This is a genomic window from Actinoallomurus purpureus (genome assembly GCF_024055795.1).
Lineage (GTDB): Bacteria > Actinomycetota > Actinomycetes > Streptosporangiales > Streptosporangiaceae > Actinoallomurus > Actinoallomurus purpureus.
The window spans coordinates 97,255-113,940 of sequence record NZ_JAMXMY010000022.1 but is presented as its reverse complement, the minus strand read 5'-3'; the positions used below and the strand labels follow the sequence as shown (position 1 = coordinate 113,940).

Annotated in this window: 14 protein-coding genes; 10 read left to right on the top strand and 4 right to left on the bottom strand. The window is 71.6% G+C overall.

Going from position 1 to position 16,686, the window contains the following annotated elements:
* Positions 1–12: 12 nt before the first annotated feature.
* The 3 genes from NE236_RS33265 to NE236_RS33255 form a co-directional block, all read right to left on the bottom strand.
* The gene (locus NE236_RS33265) at positions 13–1,989 is read right to left on the bottom strand and encodes a WD40 repeat domain-containing serine/threonine protein kinase (protein WP_252846194.1); all 1,977 of its coding nucleotides are present in this window, start codon (positions 1,987–1,989) and stop codon (positions 13–15) included.
* 104 nt (positions 1,990–2,093) lie between these two features.
* Positions 2,094–3,392 carry a class F sortase gene (locus tag NE236_RS33260; RefSeq protein ID WP_252846193.1) on the bottom strand — a complete coding sequence of 433 codons (1,299 nt, stop codon included), beginning with the start codon at positions 3,390–3,392 and terminating at the stop codon, positions 2,094–2,096.
* Between the two features lie 291 nt (positions 3,393–3,683).
* Positions 3,684–4,715: a glycoside hydrolase family 6 protein gene (locus tag NE236_RS33255; protein ID WP_252846192.1), complete on the bottom strand. Its 1,032-nt coding sequence runs from the start codon at positions 4,713–4,715 to the stop codon at positions 3,684–3,686.
* Between the two features lie 388 nt (positions 4,716–5,103).
* On the opposite strand from NE236_RS33255, the gene NE236_RS33250 reads away from it, so the two are divergent.
* The 10 genes from NE236_RS33250 to NE236_RS33205 all read left to right on the top strand — a co-directional run bounded on the left by NE236_RS33250 (position 5,104) and on the right by NE236_RS33205 (position 15,758).
* A complete protein-coding gene (locus NE236_RS33250; RefSeq protein WP_252846191.1) occupies positions 5,104–7,524 on the top strand; it encodes a sensor histidine kinase in 2,421 nt (806 codons plus the stop codon).
* A gap of 19 nt (positions 7,525–7,543) precedes the next feature.
* Positions 7,544–7,966: a roadblock/LC7 domain-containing protein gene (locus tag NE236_RS33245; protein WP_252846190.1), complete on the top strand. Its 423-nt coding sequence runs from the start codon at positions 7,544–7,546 to the stop codon at positions 7,964–7,966.
* Between the two features lie 6 nt (positions 7,967–7,972).
* On the top strand, positions 7,973–8,347 hold the full coding sequence (locus NE236_RS33240; RefSeq protein ID WP_252846189.1) for a DUF742 domain-containing protein: 375 nt from the start codon (positions 7,973–7,975) through the stop codon (positions 8,345–8,347).
* Positions 8,328–8,930: a GTP-binding protein gene (locus tag NE236_RS33235; RefSeq protein ID WP_252846188.1), complete on the top strand. Its 603-nt coding sequence runs from the start codon at positions 8,328–8,330 to the stop codon at positions 8,928–8,930. Before NE236_RS33240 ends, NE236_RS33235 begins: the two co-directional genes overlap by 20 nt.
* Before the next feature lie 98 nt (positions 8,931–9,028).
* The gene (locus NE236_RS33230; protein ID WP_252846187.1) at positions 9,029–9,436 is read left to right on the top strand and encodes a RidA family protein; all 408 of its coding nucleotides are present in this window, start codon (positions 9,029–9,031) and stop codon (positions 9,434–9,436) included.
* 77 nt (positions 9,437–9,513) lie between these two features.
* Positions 9,514–10,833: an alanine racemase gene (locus tag NE236_RS33225; RefSeq protein WP_252846186.1), complete on the top strand. Its 1,320-nt coding sequence runs from the start codon at positions 9,514–9,516 to the stop codon at positions 10,831–10,833.
* A gap of 902 nt (positions 10,834–11,735) precedes the next feature.
* Positions 11,736–12,953, top strand: a complete 1,218-nt coding sequence (locus NE236_RS33220; RefSeq protein WP_252846185.1) for an acyl-CoA dehydrogenase family protein — start codon at positions 11,736–11,738, stop codon at positions 12,951–12,953.
* Positions 12,953–13,558, top strand: a complete 606-nt coding sequence (locus NE236_RS33215; protein WP_252846184.1) for a TetR/AcrR family transcriptional regulator — start codon at positions 12,953–12,955, stop codon at positions 13,556–13,558. Before NE236_RS33220 ends, NE236_RS33215 begins: the two co-directional genes overlap by 1 nt.
* A gap of 35 nt (positions 13,559–13,593) precedes the next feature.
* Complete coding sequence (locus NE236_RS33210; protein ID WP_252846183.1) at positions 13,594–13,935, top strand: cupin domain-containing protein; 342 nt, start codon at positions 13,594–13,596, stop codon at positions 13,933–13,935.
* 518 nt (positions 13,936–14,453) lie between these two features.
* Positions 14,454–15,758 (top strand): cytochrome P450, encoded by a 1,305-nt coding sequence (locus tag NE236_RS33205; RefSeq protein ID WP_252846182.1) that lies wholly within the window; start codon positions 14,454–14,456, stop codon positions 15,756–15,758.
* Here NE236_RS33205 and NE236_RS33200 read toward each other — a convergent pair.
* Positions 15,745–16,509, bottom strand: coding sequence for a S1 family peptidase (locus NE236_RS33200; protein ID WP_252846181.1), 765 nt, complete (start codon positions 16,507–16,509; stop codon positions 15,745–15,747). The two genes, NE236_RS33205 and NE236_RS33200, sit on opposite strands and share 14 nt — an antisense overlap.
* Between the last annotated feature and the right edge of the window lie 177 nt (positions 16,510–16,686).

Here is a 16,686-nt window from a genome sequence, read left to right as displayed (position 1 = left end):
GCGGCGGCACGTTCAGGCGACGCGCCAGAGGCGTACGGTCGCGTCGTCACCGCCCGTCGCGAGCATCTTCCCGTCGGGGGCGAACGCGACGGTGTCGACGACGCCCGTCCGCGTCGTGAGGGTGGCGGCGGGTCTTCGCGTCACGGTGTTCCACAGCAGCACGGTGTCACCCCCGGCACAGGCGAGGGTCCGGCCGTCCGGGCTGAACGTCACGCCGTTGACACGGCCGGGCAGGCCGGGCAGGGACGCCACGAGCCGGTGGGTGGCGACGTCCCACAGGCGGACGTGTCCGTCGTAACCGCCCGCCGCGAGGGTCCGGCCGTCCGGGCTGAACGCCATGCCGACGATCAGCGAGGTGAGCCGGGTCACGGTGACCGGCCGGCCGGGACGGGCGGTGTCCCACAGCCGGATCGCCCAGGTGCCGGCGGTGGCCAGGGTGCTGCCGCGTGGCGCGAACGCGGCGGTGAACATACTCTCGCCACGGACGGGGAGCGTGTCGGCGAGGCGGCGGCCGGAGACGCTCCACAGGCGTACGGCGTCGCCGGCGCTCGCGAGGATGCCGCCGTCGGGGCTGAAGCTCAGGGCGCCGACGCTGTTGCCGCGCGTGTCCAGGGTCGCGAGCCGTGTCCGCCCGTCGCCGCTCCACAGCAGCACCTTGCCGTCGTATCCCGCGGTGGCGAGGGTCCGGCCGTCCGGGCTGAACGCCGCCGAGAACACGTCGTACGCGTGGCCGTTGAGGGTCGCCGTCAGCCGCCGGTCGGTGAGGTTCCAGAGGCGCACGGTGTGGTCCGCACCTCCGGTGGCGAGGGTGCGCCCGTCCGGGCTGAAGGCCACGGTGTAGATCTCGCCCGGGCCGGCGGACAGGGCGGCGACGAGGCGCGGAGCGGTGCTCGCCGGACGGGACGGCCGCTGCGGCCGCCGCGCGACGTCGTCCGTGTGGTCCGGGATGGTCACCAGGGCCAGCGCGAGGGCCACCACCGGAGTGGCGAGCAGCACGGTGAGGTGGCGCCCGTGCCAGGGCCGTGCGCCGGGTGTGGCGCGGCCCGGCCGGGTCGTCTCGGCGAACGCGTTCCACGGCCGCGTCCCGCCGCGCTCTTTCCCGTCCGCTGCGGCCGGACGGGGAACGGCACGGCGCGGGTCCGAGCCCTCGAGGCGCCCCCCGGAGGGTCGTGCCGGGTCGGCGACGGCGGAGAGGAGCTCGGCGGCCGTGGCGGCGCCGATGCGCTCGGTGAGGTTCTTGCGGAGCAGGCCGTCCAGGACGGGCCGGAGCGGTCCGGCGTGCGCTGCGGGCGCCGGCTCGCCGGTCAGGATCGCGTGCAGCATCGCGTTCGGGTTCGCCCCGGGGAAGGGCCGCCGGCCCTCGACGGCGTAGAACATCGTGGCGCCGAGCGACCACAGGTCGGAGGCCGCGACGGCGGGCTCGCCACGGGCACGCTCGGGGGCCAGGTAGGCGGGGGCGCCCATGACCACGTCGGACCGAGTGAGGCCCGGATCGCCCTCGACGGTCGCGAGCCCGAAGTCCCCGAGCACCACGCGCCGACCGGCGATGAGGACGTTGCCGGGCTTGACGTCGCGGTGCAGCACCCCCGCCCGGTGCGCGGCGCGGAGGGCGTCGAGTAACTGCAGGCCGATGTCGGCCACGCGCTCCGGAGGGAGCGGGCCGTGCGTGCGTACCAGCTCGCCCAGCGACCGCCCATCGACGTACTCCATGATGATCCACGGATCGTCGCCGTCCTCCACCACGTCGTGAACGGTGACGACGCCGTGATGGTCGAGCCGGGCCGCCGAGCGCGCCTCCTGGAGGGTCCGCCGGCGCTGTTCGGTGCGTTGCTCCTCGGTGAAGTGCGCGGGGAGGAACAGTCGTTTGGCGGCGACGTCACGGTGCAGGCGTTCGTCACGGGCCCGCCACACCACCGCGAAACCGCCCCGGCCGATCTCCTCGATGAGGCGGTACTGCCCGGCGATCAGCCGCCCTCGGCCTTCCGGCATGGCAGGACGATAACCGCCGGCCGGCCCTGTCAGGTAGGGCCCTTCGGTCTCTCGTCCCCGGATGGCCGCCGACCGCCCCGGCGGCGATCGGCGGTCACCCGGCCTCACGGGGTGAGGCTCGCGTACACGACCAGGTCGCGCCGGTAGTGCCCGGACGCCGGGTCGAACGCGCCGCCGCAGGTGATGAGGCGCAGCTGCGGATCGGGGGTCGCCCCGTAGACGTCCTCGCTCGGGAACCGCGTCTTCGGGTAGGACCGCACGCGGTCGACGGTGAAGACCGCCACCCGGCCCCGTGCGTCGGTCACCAGGATCCGGGCGCCCGGTCGCAGAGCCCCCAGGCCGGTGAAGACGGCCGGGCCCGTACGGGAGTCGACGTGTCCGGCGATCACGGCCGGCCCGGCGGCCCCGGGCCGGATGCCGTCGCCGAACCACCCGGCGCGGGCGGGGTCGCGAGGCGGACGGAGCCGCCCGTGTGCGTCCGTCGAGAGCCGCTCCAGGGCGGTCCGCACGCCGATGGCGGGAATGCGCAGCGCCACCGGGTCGGCGTACGCCTCCGTCCGGTGGGCGGGTCGGCCGGCTGGCGGCGTCACGGGCAGCGGGATCAGCCGGGCGGAGGCCGCCCACCGCGGCGGGGGAACCGGACCGGCCAGCCCGCCGAGCCCGGTGTCGACGCCGCCGCGCGGTGTCCGGCGAGGCGTCGCGGCGTCGCGCAGGTCGAGCAGCCGGGGCCCCGACGCCCCGTCGAGCACCACGAGCGTGTGGACGGACCCGGGCGGAAACGTCAGCCGCGCCGTCACGGGGGCCCCGGTCCCGCCCGTGACGCGTACCGTGGTCGCGCCCGCCCGTATCGAGCGGTACGCGGTGACGGTGGGAAACCGGAGGTCGCCGGCGAGCGTGCGGCCATCGGCGGTGACGCGCACCGCCGGCCGCTTGAGCGACGCCTGGACGACGCGCAGCGCCGCGCGGCCGGCCGGCACGGTGAGGGCGTCCTCCAGGACCCTGAGCCGGATCCCCTTGTACGGGCCGAGGCCGGCGACCGTGTAGGCCTCCCGCGCGTGGACGCGGACGCTGGCCGACAACACCGGCGGGCTGGACGCGGCCGCGTCGGCGGGGCGCATCGCGACCGTGTAGGCGCCGCTCCTGAGCCGCTGGTACGGCGAGAGCGTGCCGTAGCCCACGTGTTTCAGCACCAGGCGCGGAGTGCTCCGCCCCGCGGCGTACAGGTAGACGTCGACGGCGGGCGTGTCCGGTGACAGGTGCGCGAGCCGGAGATAGCCGTCGCCCGGCGCGGCGAGGGCGGAGGACCCGCCCGGGAGGACGACTCCTAAGACGACGACGGCGGCGAGGACGGAGCCGCGCACGCTGCGGCTCCGGCAGGTGGACCACGGGGGGCGGGTGGTCATGGACGGTCTCCTGACAGGGCTCGCGCCCGCGACCGGCGCGGGCGATGGCATCGACGCGGAACGGCGCCGACCGGAGCGACCCGGCCGATCTGCCGCTGTGTGAAGTCTTTCTCACGCAGCGCCGTCATGTCCCGTAATCCGGGCCGATGCCCCCCGTCCCACGCTGGCCGCTCCCGGCCGCGGGCGTGTGCCACGGCCGGGTTCGCCCGAGCCGTTGACTTTGGGAAAATCGCCCTTCCGGGCCCCCGGCAAACGGCGATAACCCCAAAGTCAACACGGCCTTCGGGCTGCTCAGGTGCCGTTGATGAGCCGCATGGCGAGGTTCGGGCTGAACTGGCCCGCCGGGATGCCGTTGCCGATCCCGCAGGACCCGTCGGAGTCACCGGGGACCTTGACCCACAGCAGCAGGTCCGCGCCGCCGCCCGAGCGGGACGGCGTGCCGAGCTTGCGGCCCGCCGGGTTGCACCACTCGCCGTTCTTCGCGCCCTTGCCGTTGCGGCTGGTGTCGACGACGAAGTGGCGCGTGTAGCCGTACTTCGCCTTGAGCGCCGTGTTCACGGCCTTGGCGTACGCGACCGACTGGGCGGTCGTGTAGTAGTTGGAGACGTTGACCGCGAACCCGCGTGCGCTGCCGACTCCCGCGGACCGCAGCCGCTGCGCCATCGTCGCCGCCGGGATCCACTTGGCGTTGCCGGCGTCGAGGTAGGCCCAGGTGTTCGGCGCCTTCGCCTTGAACTGGCCGGCCGCGTAGCTCAGCAGCGCCAGGCGCGTCTTGCGCTCGCCGTCGTTCGGCAGGCAGTCGACCTGCGCCACGGCGTCCGGCTCGATGACCACGACGGCGGGCCGCTTGCCGATGCCCGCGGCGAACTTCGAGATCCACGTCCGGTACGCCGCCGCGCTCCCGGCGCCGCCCGAGGACTGCCCGCCGCAGTCACGTCCCGGAACGTTGTAGGCGACCAGGATCGGCAGCTTGCCCTTGGACTTGGCCGCCGCGGTGTAACCGGACACGGCCTTGGTGATGTCGCCGCTCCAGTTGCCGAACCACCGCGCCATCGGCCGGGAGGCGATGGAGGCCTTGATGCGCGCCGCGCGCGCGTCCCCGCGGTGGCCGTTGACCCATGCCGCCGGATTGGAACCCGGGTCGACGTAGAAGCCCTTGGTCGACGTGAGCGGGTTACCGGCGGCCGAGACCCCGGCGGAGGTGCCGGTGCCACGGTCGTGTTCGGCGGTGGCGCCGGCCGGGTGACCGGACGAACAGGACGTCGCGAGAGCGGCCAAGGCCGCGAGCGCGACGATGCCGTCACGCCGGAACACGCGTGTCATACGTTTCCTCCTCATCGGTGCCCCCGACGATCTTGATCTTCGAGGACCTTAGCGGCCGCGTCGGCCGCGTCGGCCGCGGTCCGGGAAATCGCCGCAAGGACCGCCCGCCCCCGCGGGGGCAGGGGGCGGGCGGCGGAACGCGACTCCGCCGCGGCCGGGCGGCGACCTCGGCGGACCGGTGCGCCCTTCCAGTCGCCCGGGGGCGGAGAAAGGTTGCCGTCGCCGTCACACCCGTCACAGACGGTTCCGGCGAGGTCACGGGGGCCGAAGAGAGGGGTACCGGGATGGCCCAGGGGGGCTATTGCCACCCGTGCGGGATCTGTGGTGCCATTTGAGCCCTTAGGGATCTTGAATATGTTTCAGAAATGCCCACGGAGACGGTGGCCTCATGCGTTCCCCCAAGCGTTCCGGCAGGTGGTCCCTGCGGACGAGGCTGTTGGTGCTGGTCCTCGTACCCCTCATCTGCCTTGCCGGGGTGTGGGGGTTCGCCGCGTTCCTCGCCTCGCGCGACGCCATCGGCAAGTACGAGGCGTCGACCGCGTACGAGAAGGTCGCCCTGCCGGGTGCGAACCTCGCGGCCATGCTGCAACGCGAACGCGGGGCGTCGGCCGTCCTGCTGAGCACGAAGGGCAGGGAGGGCGGGCAGGACGTCGCCGCGGGCCGGGCCGCCGCCGACGCCGCGCAGGCGGCGTTCCGCGGGTCGGCGCTGTCGGGCGACGCCCGCAGCTCCATCAGCCCGACGACGCACCAGCGGCTCAATGAGCTGTGGGAGCAGCTCGACGGGCTCGCCACCCTGCGCGGGCGGATCGACGCCGGCTCGGTGGACCCCCTGCGCGCGATCGGTGACTACAACACCCTGATCGAGTCCGTGATCCGGGTGTTCAGCACCATGATCGTGATCAACGACTCCGAGATCTACCAGCAGGGCTCGGCGCTGGTCTCCTCGGCCATGGCGCGCGAGCTGGTGATGCGCGAGGACGCCGTGGTCACCTCGGCGCTCGTGAGCAGGGGCCACCGGATCTCGGCCCCGGCGTACGCCATGTTCGCGCAGAGCGCGTACAACGAGCGCTACCTCTTCGACTCGGCGCGCGCGCAGCTGAAGCCCTCCCTGCGCGCCCCGTGGGACAACGTGGCCGGCTCGGCGAGCTTCACCGCCTTCCGCGCGCTCGAGGATGCGATCATCGGGACGCGCCCCGGCGGCCGGCTGCCGGCGGAGACCGCCTCCTGGCCGGCCACCGTCGAGCCTCTGATGGGCTCGTGGGCACAGGCCACCATCGGCACCGGTACGGCGCTGACCACCGAGGCCAAGCCGATCGGCGACCGGATCGTCCTGTTCCTCTACCTGACCGCGGGGATCGGGCTGGTCGCCCTGGCGCTGTCGATCACGGTGTCGGTCCTGTTCGGCCGTACGCTGGCGCGGGAGATGTCCGGCCTGCAGCGGGCCGCCCTCGACCTCGCCGAGGTCCGCCTGCCGCAGGTCATCAAGCGGCTGCGCGGTGGCGAGGAGGTCGACGTCGAGGCCGAGAGTCCTCCGGTGAAGGTCGGCAGCAGCAAGGAGGTCTCCCGCGTCGCGGACGCCCTGGGCACCCTGCAACGGACCGCCGTCGAGGCCGCGGTGGGCGAGGCGCGGCTGAGGAAAGGGATCAACCAGGTCTTCCTCAACCTGGCGTGGCGCAACCAGTCACTGCTGCACCGCCAGCTCGCGATGCTCGACACGATGGAGAAGCAGGCCCGCGACCCGGACGTCCTCGACGACCTGTTCGCCCTCGACCACCTCACCACGCGCATGCGCCGCCACGCCGAGGGCCTGGCGATCCTGTCGGGCGCGGCGCCCGCCCGCGGCTGGCACAACCCGGTGGGCATCCGCGACATCCTGCGGGCGGCGATCGCCGAGGTCGAGGACTACACCCGCGTGACGGTGGAGGCCGCCACGCCGGCGGCGCTCGACGGCGCCATCGTCGCCGACACGACGCACCTGCTGGCCGAGCTGATGGAGAACGCCACGGCGTTCTCGCCGCCCACGACGCAGGTACAGGTTCGCGGTGAGCTCGTGGCCCACGGCTACGCCATCGAGATCGAGGACCGCGGCATCGGGCTGGACGACGAGGAACTCGCCGAGGCCAACGAGCGGGTGTCGAACCCTCCGGAGTTCGACCTGCTCGACAGCGATCGGCTCGGCCTGTTCATCGTCGGCAGGCTCGCCGCCCGGCAGGGGATACGCGTCACGCTCGGCAGGTCGCCCTACGGCGGTGTCCGGGCGGTCGTACTGGTCCCGCCGGAGCTCGTCGCCGGTGACGCCGGGTTCGAGTACGAGAACACCTGGTCCGACGAGCCCATCGCCGATCAGGCCTGGCATTCCGCCGTGCAGGTGGAGGCCTCCGATCCGCTTCCGCCGTCCCTGTCCGCGCCGCGTGAGATCGCCGCTCCGGTGGGCGGCGGCGAGTGGGCGGACGCCCCGCAGTGGCAGGACGACCAGACGTGGCAGGACGACCGGACCTGGCACGCCGACCAGACCGCCCAGACCATCCAGACCGCCTGGACCGCCCCGGACTGGGCCGCCTCAGGCTGGGCGGGTGAGGACATCCAGACGCCGTACGAGGGCTGGACCGACGACGACGCCCCCGAACTGCCGAGGCGCGTCCGCCAGGCGAACATGGCCCCGCAGCTTCGCGACGAGTCGGCCCGGCCGGAACCGGCGGCCGGCGACGACTCGGCCACCACTCGTCCGCCGGAGGAGACCCGGTCGCTGATGGCATCGCTTCAACGGGGCTGGCAGCGCGGCCGCCAAGCCCCGGACCTCGACGAATAGCCGCGAAGGTGAGGGGCGGATGCTGGACACGACCGGTGAGCTGAACTGGTTGCTCGACGATCTCGTCGGGCGCATTGCTCGCGTACGTCAGGCGATGATCCTTACCGGCGACGGCCTGCCGATGGGCACGTCGCGAGGGATGGAAACGTCGGAGGCCGAGCGGTTCGCGGCGCTGGCGGCCGGGTGCCACGGACTGGCGCGTACGGTCAGCGAGCGCGTCGAGGGAGGGGACATCCGCCAGACGGTGATCGAGCTGGAGAAGGCGTTCCTGTTCGTGGTGGCGGCGGGCGACGGCACGTGCCTCGCGGTCGTCAGCGAGGGCGACGCCAACATCGGACTGATCGCGTACGAGATGGCACGGCTGGTCAAACGCGTCCGTCGCCATCTGGCCACGTCCACGCGGTCGGCCGGCCGGCCGGATGGAACACCGGGGGGAGCGTGATCCTCCGTGACCGCGCCCAAGCGCCGGTGGTTCGACGACTCGGCGGGCCCGATCGTCCGCCCGTACGCGGTGAGCCGTGGCCGGACCCGGTCGTACGGGGAGACGCTGGACCTACTGGCGGTCATCGTCGGCAAGGTGCCGGCGCGCTCGGACCGGCGGTGGCTGGACCCGGAGCACCTGCGGCTCCTCAGCCTCTGCCGGCGGCCGATGACGGTCGCCGATCTCGCGTCCGAGCTGGAGCTTCCCCTCGGCGTCGTCCGTGTCCTGCTAGGAGATCTTCAATACTGGGGCCTGATCAGCGTGCGGCCTCCGCAGACGCGTGCGTACGTGCACGACGAACGGATACTCAGGATAGTGCTGAATGAGCTATACACACTTTGAGCCGGCCGTCGCCGTCGAGGACTCGCCGCTGGCGATCAAGATCCTCATCGCCGGAGGGTTCGGGGCGGGCAAGACCACGCTGGTCGGCACGGTCAGCGAGATCCGGCCACTGCGCACCGAAGAGACCCTCACGAGCGTGGGGACGGAAGTCGACGACACCTTCGGAGTGGAGACCAAGGACACCACGACGGTGGCCATGGACTTCGGGCGCATCACCTTCCGGAACGGCGTGGCGCTGTACCTGTTCGGGACCCCGGGCCAGCGGCGCTTCTGGTTCATGTGGGACGAACTCGCCCAAGGCGCGGTCGGCGCGGTGGTCGTCGCCGACACCCGGCGGCTGTCCGACAGCTTCGCGGCGATCGACTACTTCGAGCAGCGCGGCACGCCGTTCGTCGTGGCGGTCAACTGCTTCGACAGCGCGCCGCGGTACGACGTGCACCGGGTCCGCGCGGCCCTCGACGTCGGCCCGGACGTGCCGATCGTCCTGTGCGACGTGCGGCGCCGCGAGTCGGCGAAACTGGTCCTCGTGTCCATCGTCGAGCACGCGTTGCGACTCGTCGGCCGGCATTCGCACGCCGGTTAGGCACGCGCTCAGCCGGGGAGGGGAGACCCGCGCTGCGGTGACCGGCCATGATGGAACGCTCCACACGAGCGTCATCGAACAGAGCGAGGAGTCAGCGCATGAGCGACCGGAAGACCGAGATCCGCACCGACGGGGCGCCCGCGCCGGCCTGGGTGTTCTCCCAGGGCGTGCGCAAGGGCCCGATCCTTCAGGTGTCCGGCCAGGGCCCGCAGGACCCGGTGACGGGGGAGTACCTCCATCCCGGGGACGTCAAGGCGCAGACCCGCCGTACGCTGGAGAACGTCCGCGCCGTCCTGGAGGCGGGCGGAGCCTCCGTCGAGGACGTCGTGATGTTCCGCGTCTACCTCACCGAACGCGCCCACTTCGCGCCGATGAACGAGGAGTACGCCGCGTTCATCGAGGAGCACGTGAAGGACGGCGTGAAGCCGTGCCGGACCACGGTCTTCGTCGAGCTGCCGAACGAGGCGATGCTCGTCGAGATCGACGCACAGGCGGTCGTGGGCTGACTGCGCGGGCCGCCGGGACGCCCGCCCGGCGGCCGGGCGCCGTTGGGCGCGGTGCGCCCGGAAGGCAGGAGATGACGATGGATCAGACCGAGACCCGCGTGTCCTCCGGCGGGATCGACTCCGAACGGGTCGCCGAGCTCGCGGCCGAGCGTCTGGACTGGCGATTCAAGGCCGTCCCCGCCTCGGCGTGGGGGACCACGGTCGCCGGCTTCGTGGCGGGCGGGCCCTCGCTGGAGGACTTCGGCACGCCGTTGCTCACGCTGGACGAGAGCGCGCTGGCGCACAACCTGCGGACGATGGCCGGGTGGTGCGCGGCGGTGGGCGTGGACCTGGCGCCGCACGGGAAGACCACGATGGCCCCGGCCCTGTGGGAGCGGCAGCTGGCGGCCGGGGCCCGTGCCATCACCCTCGCGAACCTCCCGCAGGTCAGGGTCGCCCGCGCCTTCGGCGTCCGGCGCGTCCACCTCGCCAACACCGTTCTGGATCCGGCGGGGCTGCGCTGGATCGCCGCCGAGCTCGACCGTGACCCGGACTTCTCCCTCACCTGCTGGGTCGACTCCGTCCGTGCCGTCGAGCTGATCGAGGAGGCGCTCGGCGGCGGCCCGGGCCTGCCGGGGGCGCGTCCCATCGACGTGTGCGTCGAGCTCGGCCGCGTGGGCGGCCGTACCGGCGCCCGTACTCTCGACGAGGCGCTGACCGTCGCGGACGCCGTCGTGTCGGCGGGCCGCCTCCGGCTCGTCGGCGTCAGCGGCTACGAGGGCGCGCTCGCCCACGACGCCGCCCCGGAGTCCGTGGCCGCGGTCGAGGCCTACCTGCGCGACCTGCTGGCGCTGCACGACCGGATCCGGGACCGCGGGCTGCTCGACGCGGCGGATGAGACCGGCGACGCCGTGATCACGGCCGGTGGGAGTGCCTACTTCGACGCGGTGGCCCGCGTTCTCGCCCCCGCGTCGGACGCCGGCACCCGCGTCGTGGTGCGGTCCGGGGCGTACCTGATCCACGACGACGGGTTCTACCGCGGCATCTCGCCCTTCGCCCGCGACGGGGCAGCGGTGCCGCTGCGCAGTGCGATGCACGGGTGGGCGCGGGTCGTCTCGCGTCCGGAGCCGGCGCTGGCCCTGCTGGACGGGGGTAAGCGCGACTTCCCCTACGACGAGGGTCTGCCGGAGCCGCAGCTCGTGCGGTGCCGCGGGCCGCTTCCCGGCGGGGCCCACGTCAGCGCCATGAACGACCAGCACGCGTTCCTCCGGGACGCCGGCGTGTCCGTGGGCGACGTCGTCCGTCTGGGCCTCTCCCATCCCTGCACGGCGTTCGACAAGTGGGCGCTCATCCCGGTCGTCGACGACGCCGAGGCGGACCGGCCGGTGGTGGTGGATCTGGTCCGCACCTTCTTCTGAAGATTCACTATTTGAACATCGCCGTCGTGACGATCAAAATTGTTTGATCGATTTCCATGGCCGAGCAGGATTCGGTACTGTTCTACCGTTTTATGGCCCGCATGCATGATCGCTTGCGCCCCCCGACAGCGACTCATGAAAGGACGCCACCGTGGGTACAGCGGTGTTCCCCCGCACGCTGCCGCCCCGCCATGTGACCGCCGCCATGAGTGCCTCCGCGGATGTGGGAATGTGAACGTCTTCCTCTGGATCCCCCTGCTGGTCCTCCTGTCCCTGACCCTCGCCGTGAGGGGCCGTCGCCGGTCCGTGACGTCCGAGCCCGACCCTGATCCGAACGGGTACCCCGAGTCGATGACCGCCGTCCTGCCTCCGGGAGACGAGGAATATCTCGCCTGGCTGGCCGATCATCATTGGCCCAGTGACGAATACCTTGATCTAGAACGCGACTGGCGCGCCGAACTGGCGTCGATCGCCGTACATTCCGATCATGATGGGCCTGTGTGTCCCGGGTGTGAACGCCCGGGTGACGATGTCTGGCCGTGCCCGAATTGTGGTCTTTTGGTGCATTCGACGTGTGGTCACGGAATGCGCCGTAGAAAGATCTCGAAGCCCTACCGTACCCGTGACATGGACACCGAGTCCGTCGTCGCCGAGTGGCTCTGCCGCCGGTGCACCTCCGTCGTGGGGCTCGACGTGGACCACGGAGACGAGGAGACCGGGCACGGTCTCCACCAGTGAGCGACGCCGGGCCCGCGCCGCGACGGCGGGGGCCCGGTTGCGTCGTTTCGCGGCGGACGTTGACGTGCCGGGCGGAGTCTGCCTACGGTCGTCATACCGACCAGTCGGTATGCTGGGATCCGGGCAACGGGCGGCCTGCGGGCCGCGTTCGCGAGGGGACCGCGATGGACTTCGCATTCGACCAGACCACCACCGAGTACCGCGACCGGCTGCTCGATTTCATGGACGCCCACGTCCAGCCCGCCGAGCCCGTCTACGCGGCACAGGCCGCCGAGCTCGCCGGCACGTGGGCCACGCCCCCGGTCATCGAGGGGCTCAAGACCGAGGCGCGCAGGCACGGCCTGTGGAACCTCTTCCTGCCCGACAAGGAGCACGGCGCCGGGCTGACCAACCTGCAGTACGCGCCACTCGCCGAGATCACCGGCCGGTCCCCGAAGATCGCGCCGGTCGCTCTCAACTGCGCGGCCCCCGACACCGGGAACATGGAGATCCTCGCCCTGTTCGGCACCCCGGAGCAGAAGGAGCGGTGGCTGGTGCCGCTGCTGGACGGCGCGATCCGCTCGGCCTTCTGCATGACCGAGCCGGCCGTCGCGTCCTCCGACGCCACCAACATCTCCCTGCGCATCGAGCGGGAGGGCGACACCTACGTCCTCAACGGCCGCAAGTGGTGGTCGTCCGGAGCCCTCAGCCCGGAGTGCGAGATCCTGATCGTGATGGGCGTGACCGACCCGGACGCCCCGCCGTACCGGCGGCAGAGCATGGTGCTCGTGCCGAAGGACACCCCCGGCGTCACCCTCAAGCGCGGCCTGAACGTGTTCGGGTACGACGACGGCACGCACGGCGGTCACGCCGAGATCGACTTCGAGGACGTCCGCGTCCCCGCGGCGGGCATCCTGCTCGGTGAGGGCGAGGGCTTCCGCATCGCGCAGGAGCGCCTGGGCCCCGGGCGGATCCACCACTGCATGCGCGCCATCGGCATGGCCGAGCGCGCCCTGGAGCTCATGTGCGAGCGGGCCGTGTCCCGGGTCGCCTTCGGCGGCCCCATCGCCGACCAGGGCGTCGTGCAGGACTGGATCGCCGAGGCGCGCATCCGGATCGAGCAGGCCCGTCTGCTGGTCCTCAAGACCGCCTGGCTCATGGACACCGCCGGCAACAAGGGCGCCCGCGTGGAGATCTCGGCGATCAAGGCGGCGGTGCCGGAGATGGCGGGCTGGGTGATCGACCGGGCGATCCAGGCCCACGGCGGCGCCGGCGTCTCGCAGGACTACCCGCTCGCGGAGCTGTGGGCCGGTGTGCGGACCCTGCACCTGGCCGACGGTCCCGACGAGGTGCACAGGCGGTCGATCGCCCGCCGTGAGCTCGCCGCCTACCGGGCGAGATGATGGCTCCCGGCGGCGAGCGCCCACTGCCGGAGCGACTGCTGGCGGTGGCCACCCGGCTGTTCGCCGAGAACGGCTACGAGGGCACCTCCGTCCAGGAGATCGTCGAGTCCGCCGGCGTGACCAAGGGCGCGATGTACCACTACTTCGCCGCCAAGGACGATCTGCTGTACGAGATCTACCACCGCCTGCTGGCGCTGCAGACCGAGCGCCTGCGGCTCTTCGCGGCCGGAGCGGGCCCGGCGGAGGAGCGCCTGCGCGCCGCCGCCATCGACGTGATCGAGACGAGCCTCGCCCACCTGGACGAGGTGACGGTCTTCTTCCGCTCCATGCACCTGCTGCCGGTCGAGAAGCAGAAGGCGGTACGCGCGGAGCGACGCCGCTACCACGAGACCTTCCGCACGCTGGTGGAGGAGGGCCAGCGGGAGGGGACGTTCCGCGCCGGGGTTCCCGCGGACCTGGCGGTCAACTTCTTCTTCGGCGCGGTGCACCAGATCAGCACCTGGTGGCACCCCGACGGACCGCTCGACGCCGGAAGCGTGGGCGACTACTACGTCGGCCTCTTCCTCGACGGACTGCGGACGGATCCCGACGGGTCGCAGGGATGATGAATCTTTCGCCGCCGCTGCGGTAGATGGAGGACATGCGGAAACTGTCACTGGAAGCATCGGCCCGTGAGCAGCTCGACAAGGCCCTGAGCGACACGGCCGGCCGCAGCGCCACCACCGTCTACGGAGGCCACGAGCACGCGCTGCGGCAGACCCTCATCGCGCTGGCGGCCGACACGACGATGGACGAGCACGTCAGCCCGGGGGAGGCGACCGTGCACGTCCTGCGCGGCCGCGTACGGCTCGTCGCCGGGGGCGACTCCTGGGAGGGCCGGACCGGTGACCTGATCGCCGTGCCGGACGCCCGGCACAGCGTCGAGGCGCTCGAGGACTCGGTGTTCCTCCTCACTGTCGTCAAGCTGCGCGAGGGGACCTGATGAGCCCTCCGACCCCCCGGCGCTCCGGTCCCGTATGCCACGGCCGACGTCTGCGCGGTTTCACGCGTCACGCACCCCAGGCGTCGAGGAGGGCGTGGCCACTTCCGAGCGTGCCCTCGGAAGGTGGTCGGTGAAAGGCCTCACCGAGGCGGAATTCGGGCGTTTTTTCGTCCGGGGTGGCTGCCCTCGTTCTGCGCTGTCCCGCCACACGGGAATTTTGCCGCCTGAGGGTACACCGCGGAACGAGAGGCCTTCGCCCGTCGGCGACATTCAGGCGGTACGCCGGGTCTCGCTCCGGCCGTCGCGGCGGACTCCGTCGTTGAAAAGCCTCGCCGCCGATCGCCCTACGACCGGCCGATCCGCTGCCGGCGCATATCGTCACGAGTCCATCAGCACCGCAGGTCGCCGGTCGGTCTATTCGGCGATGGCGCGCCCGAATCGATCTCGTCCGACCCGCCACTTGACCGTAACCGCTCACTTACCTGAGCATGGAGGTCGATCCGGAAGGCGGTGGCGTGATGACGATCCGGTCCGGCCCGGCTCCATCGACGTTCGGTCCTGCCGCGCTGGAGTTCTGGGCGCTGCCCGTCGCGGAGCGGGAGGCCGCCTTCGCGGAACTTCGGGCGCGGGAGCATCCGGCGTTCTTCCCCGAGGTCCCCGTCCCGTTCGTACGGTCGGGAAAGGGCTTCCATGCGCTCGTCCGGCACGCGGACGTCTCCGAGGCGAGCCGTCACCCGGACGTCTTCAGCAGTGAGCCGAGCGCGACCAGCATCCCGGACTTCCCCGGGTACATGGAGCGGTTCTTCGGCTCACTGATCAACATGGACGACCCGCGGCATGCCAAGATCCGCCGGATCGTGTCCCGCGCCTTCACGCCCAAGATGCTCGCCAAGACCGAGGACGACATCCGGCGGCGTGCCGCGCGCATCGTCGACGAACTGATCGAGACGGGCCCAGGAGACTTCGTCGCGAAGGTCGCCGTACGCCTGCCCGTCGAGGTCATCTGCGACATGCTCGGCATCCCCGAGCGGTACTACCCCCGGGTCATCCAGCGCACGAACGTCATCCTCGGCAACTCGGACCCGGAGTACACCGGCATCACGCCGGGGCAGGTGAGCCGCCTCTCCACGGGCCGCGCGCTCTTCAAAATCATCTGGGCGGCGCGCGACCTGCACCGGCTCGCCACCGGCCTGGGCCGGGAGCGGGTCAAGAACCCGACCGGCGACCTGACCTCGGCCCTGGTCAACGCCAACGTCGACGGCGAGCACCTGACCACCCGCGAGCTCGGATCGTTCTTCCTGCTGCTCGTCGTGGCGGGCAACGAGACCACGCGAACCGCCCTCAGCCACGCGCTGAAGCTGTTCACCGACTTCCCCGACCAGCGGGCCCTGCTCCTGGAGGACTTCGAGGGCCGGATCGGCGGAGCCGTCGAGGAGATCGTGCGCTACTCCACGCCCGTGATCTTCATGCGGCGCAACCTCACCCGCGACCACGAGATGAACGGCCACACCTACAAGGCCGGCGACAAGGTCCTGCTGTTCTACAACGCGGCCAACCGCGACGAGACGGTGTTCGAGCGCCCGGACGTCTTCGACATCACGCGGGATCCCAACCCCCACCTCGGCTTCGGCGGCCCGGGTCCCCACTTCTGCCTCGGCGCGAACCTCGCCCGCCGGGAGCTCACCGTGATGCTCCGGGAGCTGTTCACGCGGGTCCCGGACATCCGCGCCGCCGGCGAGCCGGACCGCCTGCTGTCCGGCTTCATCAACGGCTACAAACGCCTGCCCTGCACCTTCACCGCCACAGCCTCTAGGGAAGCGTGACGAACCGGGCGAGGAACTTACGGGCCGGCGCGCTGTCCAGCCGGTAGTCGTAGTTCGTGGCCTTGCAGTCGTCGTCGTCCCCGCTGATCGTGGTGGCGACGAGCAGGTCGGAGTTGCCGAGGAAGTTGGGACCGCCCGAGTCGCCGTAGCAGGTGCCGCCGTCGCCCCGGTTGAGGGAGAGCTTCAGCCACATGTGGCTGAGGCCGTCGTAGGAGATCGTCGTCCGGCTGCGGGTGTCGGTGTAGACGAACTTCGTCTTGTGCGCGCCCTTGCTCGGGTTGAGCGATCCGTACCCGACCGGGGTGAACTTGGTGTTCGGCAGGGTTCCCTCGGCGCGGAGGTGCGAGAGGAAGCCGGCCGCGGGCAGGCGCGCGGGCTTGATGCCGGCGACCGGCGCGTTGAACACGACGACGGCCATGTCGTACGCGTCCTCCTTGGAGGAGTACCGCTCGTCCGGGATGTAGCGGCCCGTGTAGACGGCGTCGCCGTGCCGGTAGTGGCTGGAGAAGGTGACCTGCGCCGTCTTCTGCCGGTGGTGCCCGCAGTGGGCGGCGGTGAGGAAGACCGTCGGCGAGATCAGCGTGCCGGTGCAGTAAGCGAAGGTGCCGTCGTCGTACGGCTTGTCGGAGAGGAGCGCGCCGACCGACGGGTGATCGTTGCCGTCGTCGGTGCCATTAGTGATCGCGTATGCGGGAGAAGCCCAAGCGACCGTCAATAGCGCGCAAAAGGCGAGGGGGGTAGCAAAACGCATGGAGCAGACTTTAAGCTCACAAACCCCCATTCTCCAAAAGGATCAGGAAAAGATCTACTAATGGCACTATCCACTTGACCTGCGGAGAGGTGGGTTCGTGGCCCGGGTTACGGCGGTCTCGCGGGGTCGCCGGTGGGGGCGATTCACGTCCTGGGACGGAGAATCCGTCGCGTTGGT

What these genes read in the sequence shown, in the direction of transcription:
- NE236_RS33265 (WP_252846194.1), bottom strand. Translation starts at nt 1,989, where the DNA reads ATGCCGGAAGGCCGAGGGCGGCTGATCGCCGGGCAGTACCGCCTCATC.
- NE236_RS33260 (WP_252846193.1), bottom strand. Translation starts at nt 3,392, where the DNA reads ATGACCACCCGCCCCCCGTGGTCCACCTGCCGGAGCCGCAGCGTGCGC.
- NE236_RS33255 (WP_252846192.1), bottom strand. Translation starts at nt 4,715, where the DNA reads ATGACACGCGTGTTCCGGCGTGACGGCATCGTCGCGCTCGCGGCCTTG.
- NE236_RS33250 (WP_252846191.1), top strand. Translation starts at nt 5,104, where the DNA reads ATGCGTTCCCCCAAGCGTTCCGGCAGGTGGTCCCTGCGGACGAGGCTG.
- NE236_RS33245 (WP_252846190.1), top strand. Translation starts at nt 7,544, where the DNA reads ATGCTGGACACGACCGGTGAGCTGAACTGGTTGCTCGACGATCTCGTC.
- NE236_RS33235 (WP_252846188.1), top strand. Translation starts at nt 8,328, where the DNA reads ATGAGCTATACACACTTTGAGCCGGCCGTCGCCGTCGAGGACTCGCCG.
- NE236_RS33230 (WP_252846187.1), top strand. Translation starts at nt 9,029, where the DNA reads ATGAGCGACCGGAAGACCGAGATCCGCACCGACGGGGCGCCCGCGCCG.
- NE236_RS33225 (WP_252846186.1), top strand. Translation starts at nt 9,514, where the DNA reads ATGGATCAGACCGAGACCCGCGTGTCCTCCGGCGGGATCGACTCCGAA.
- NE236_RS33220 (WP_252846185.1), top strand. Translation starts at nt 11,736, where the DNA reads ATGGACTTCGCATTCGACCAGACCACCACCGAGTACCGCGACCGGCTG.
- NE236_RS33215 (WP_252846184.1), top strand. Translation starts at nt 12,953, where the DNA reads ATGGCTCCCGGCGGCGAGCGCCCACTGCCGGAGCGACTGCTGGCGGTG.
- NE236_RS33210 (WP_252846183.1), top strand. Translation starts at nt 13,594, where the DNA reads ATGCGGAAACTGTCACTGGAAGCATCGGCCCGTGAGCAGCTCGACAAG.
- NE236_RS33205 (WP_252846182.1), top strand. Translation starts at nt 14,454, where the DNA reads ATGACGATCCGGTCCGGCCCGGCTCCATCGACGTTCGGTCCTGCCGCG.
- NE236_RS33200 (WP_252846181.1), bottom strand. Translation starts at nt 16,509, where the DNA reads ATGCGTTTTGCTACCCCCCTCGCCTTTTGCGCGCTATTGACGGTCGCT.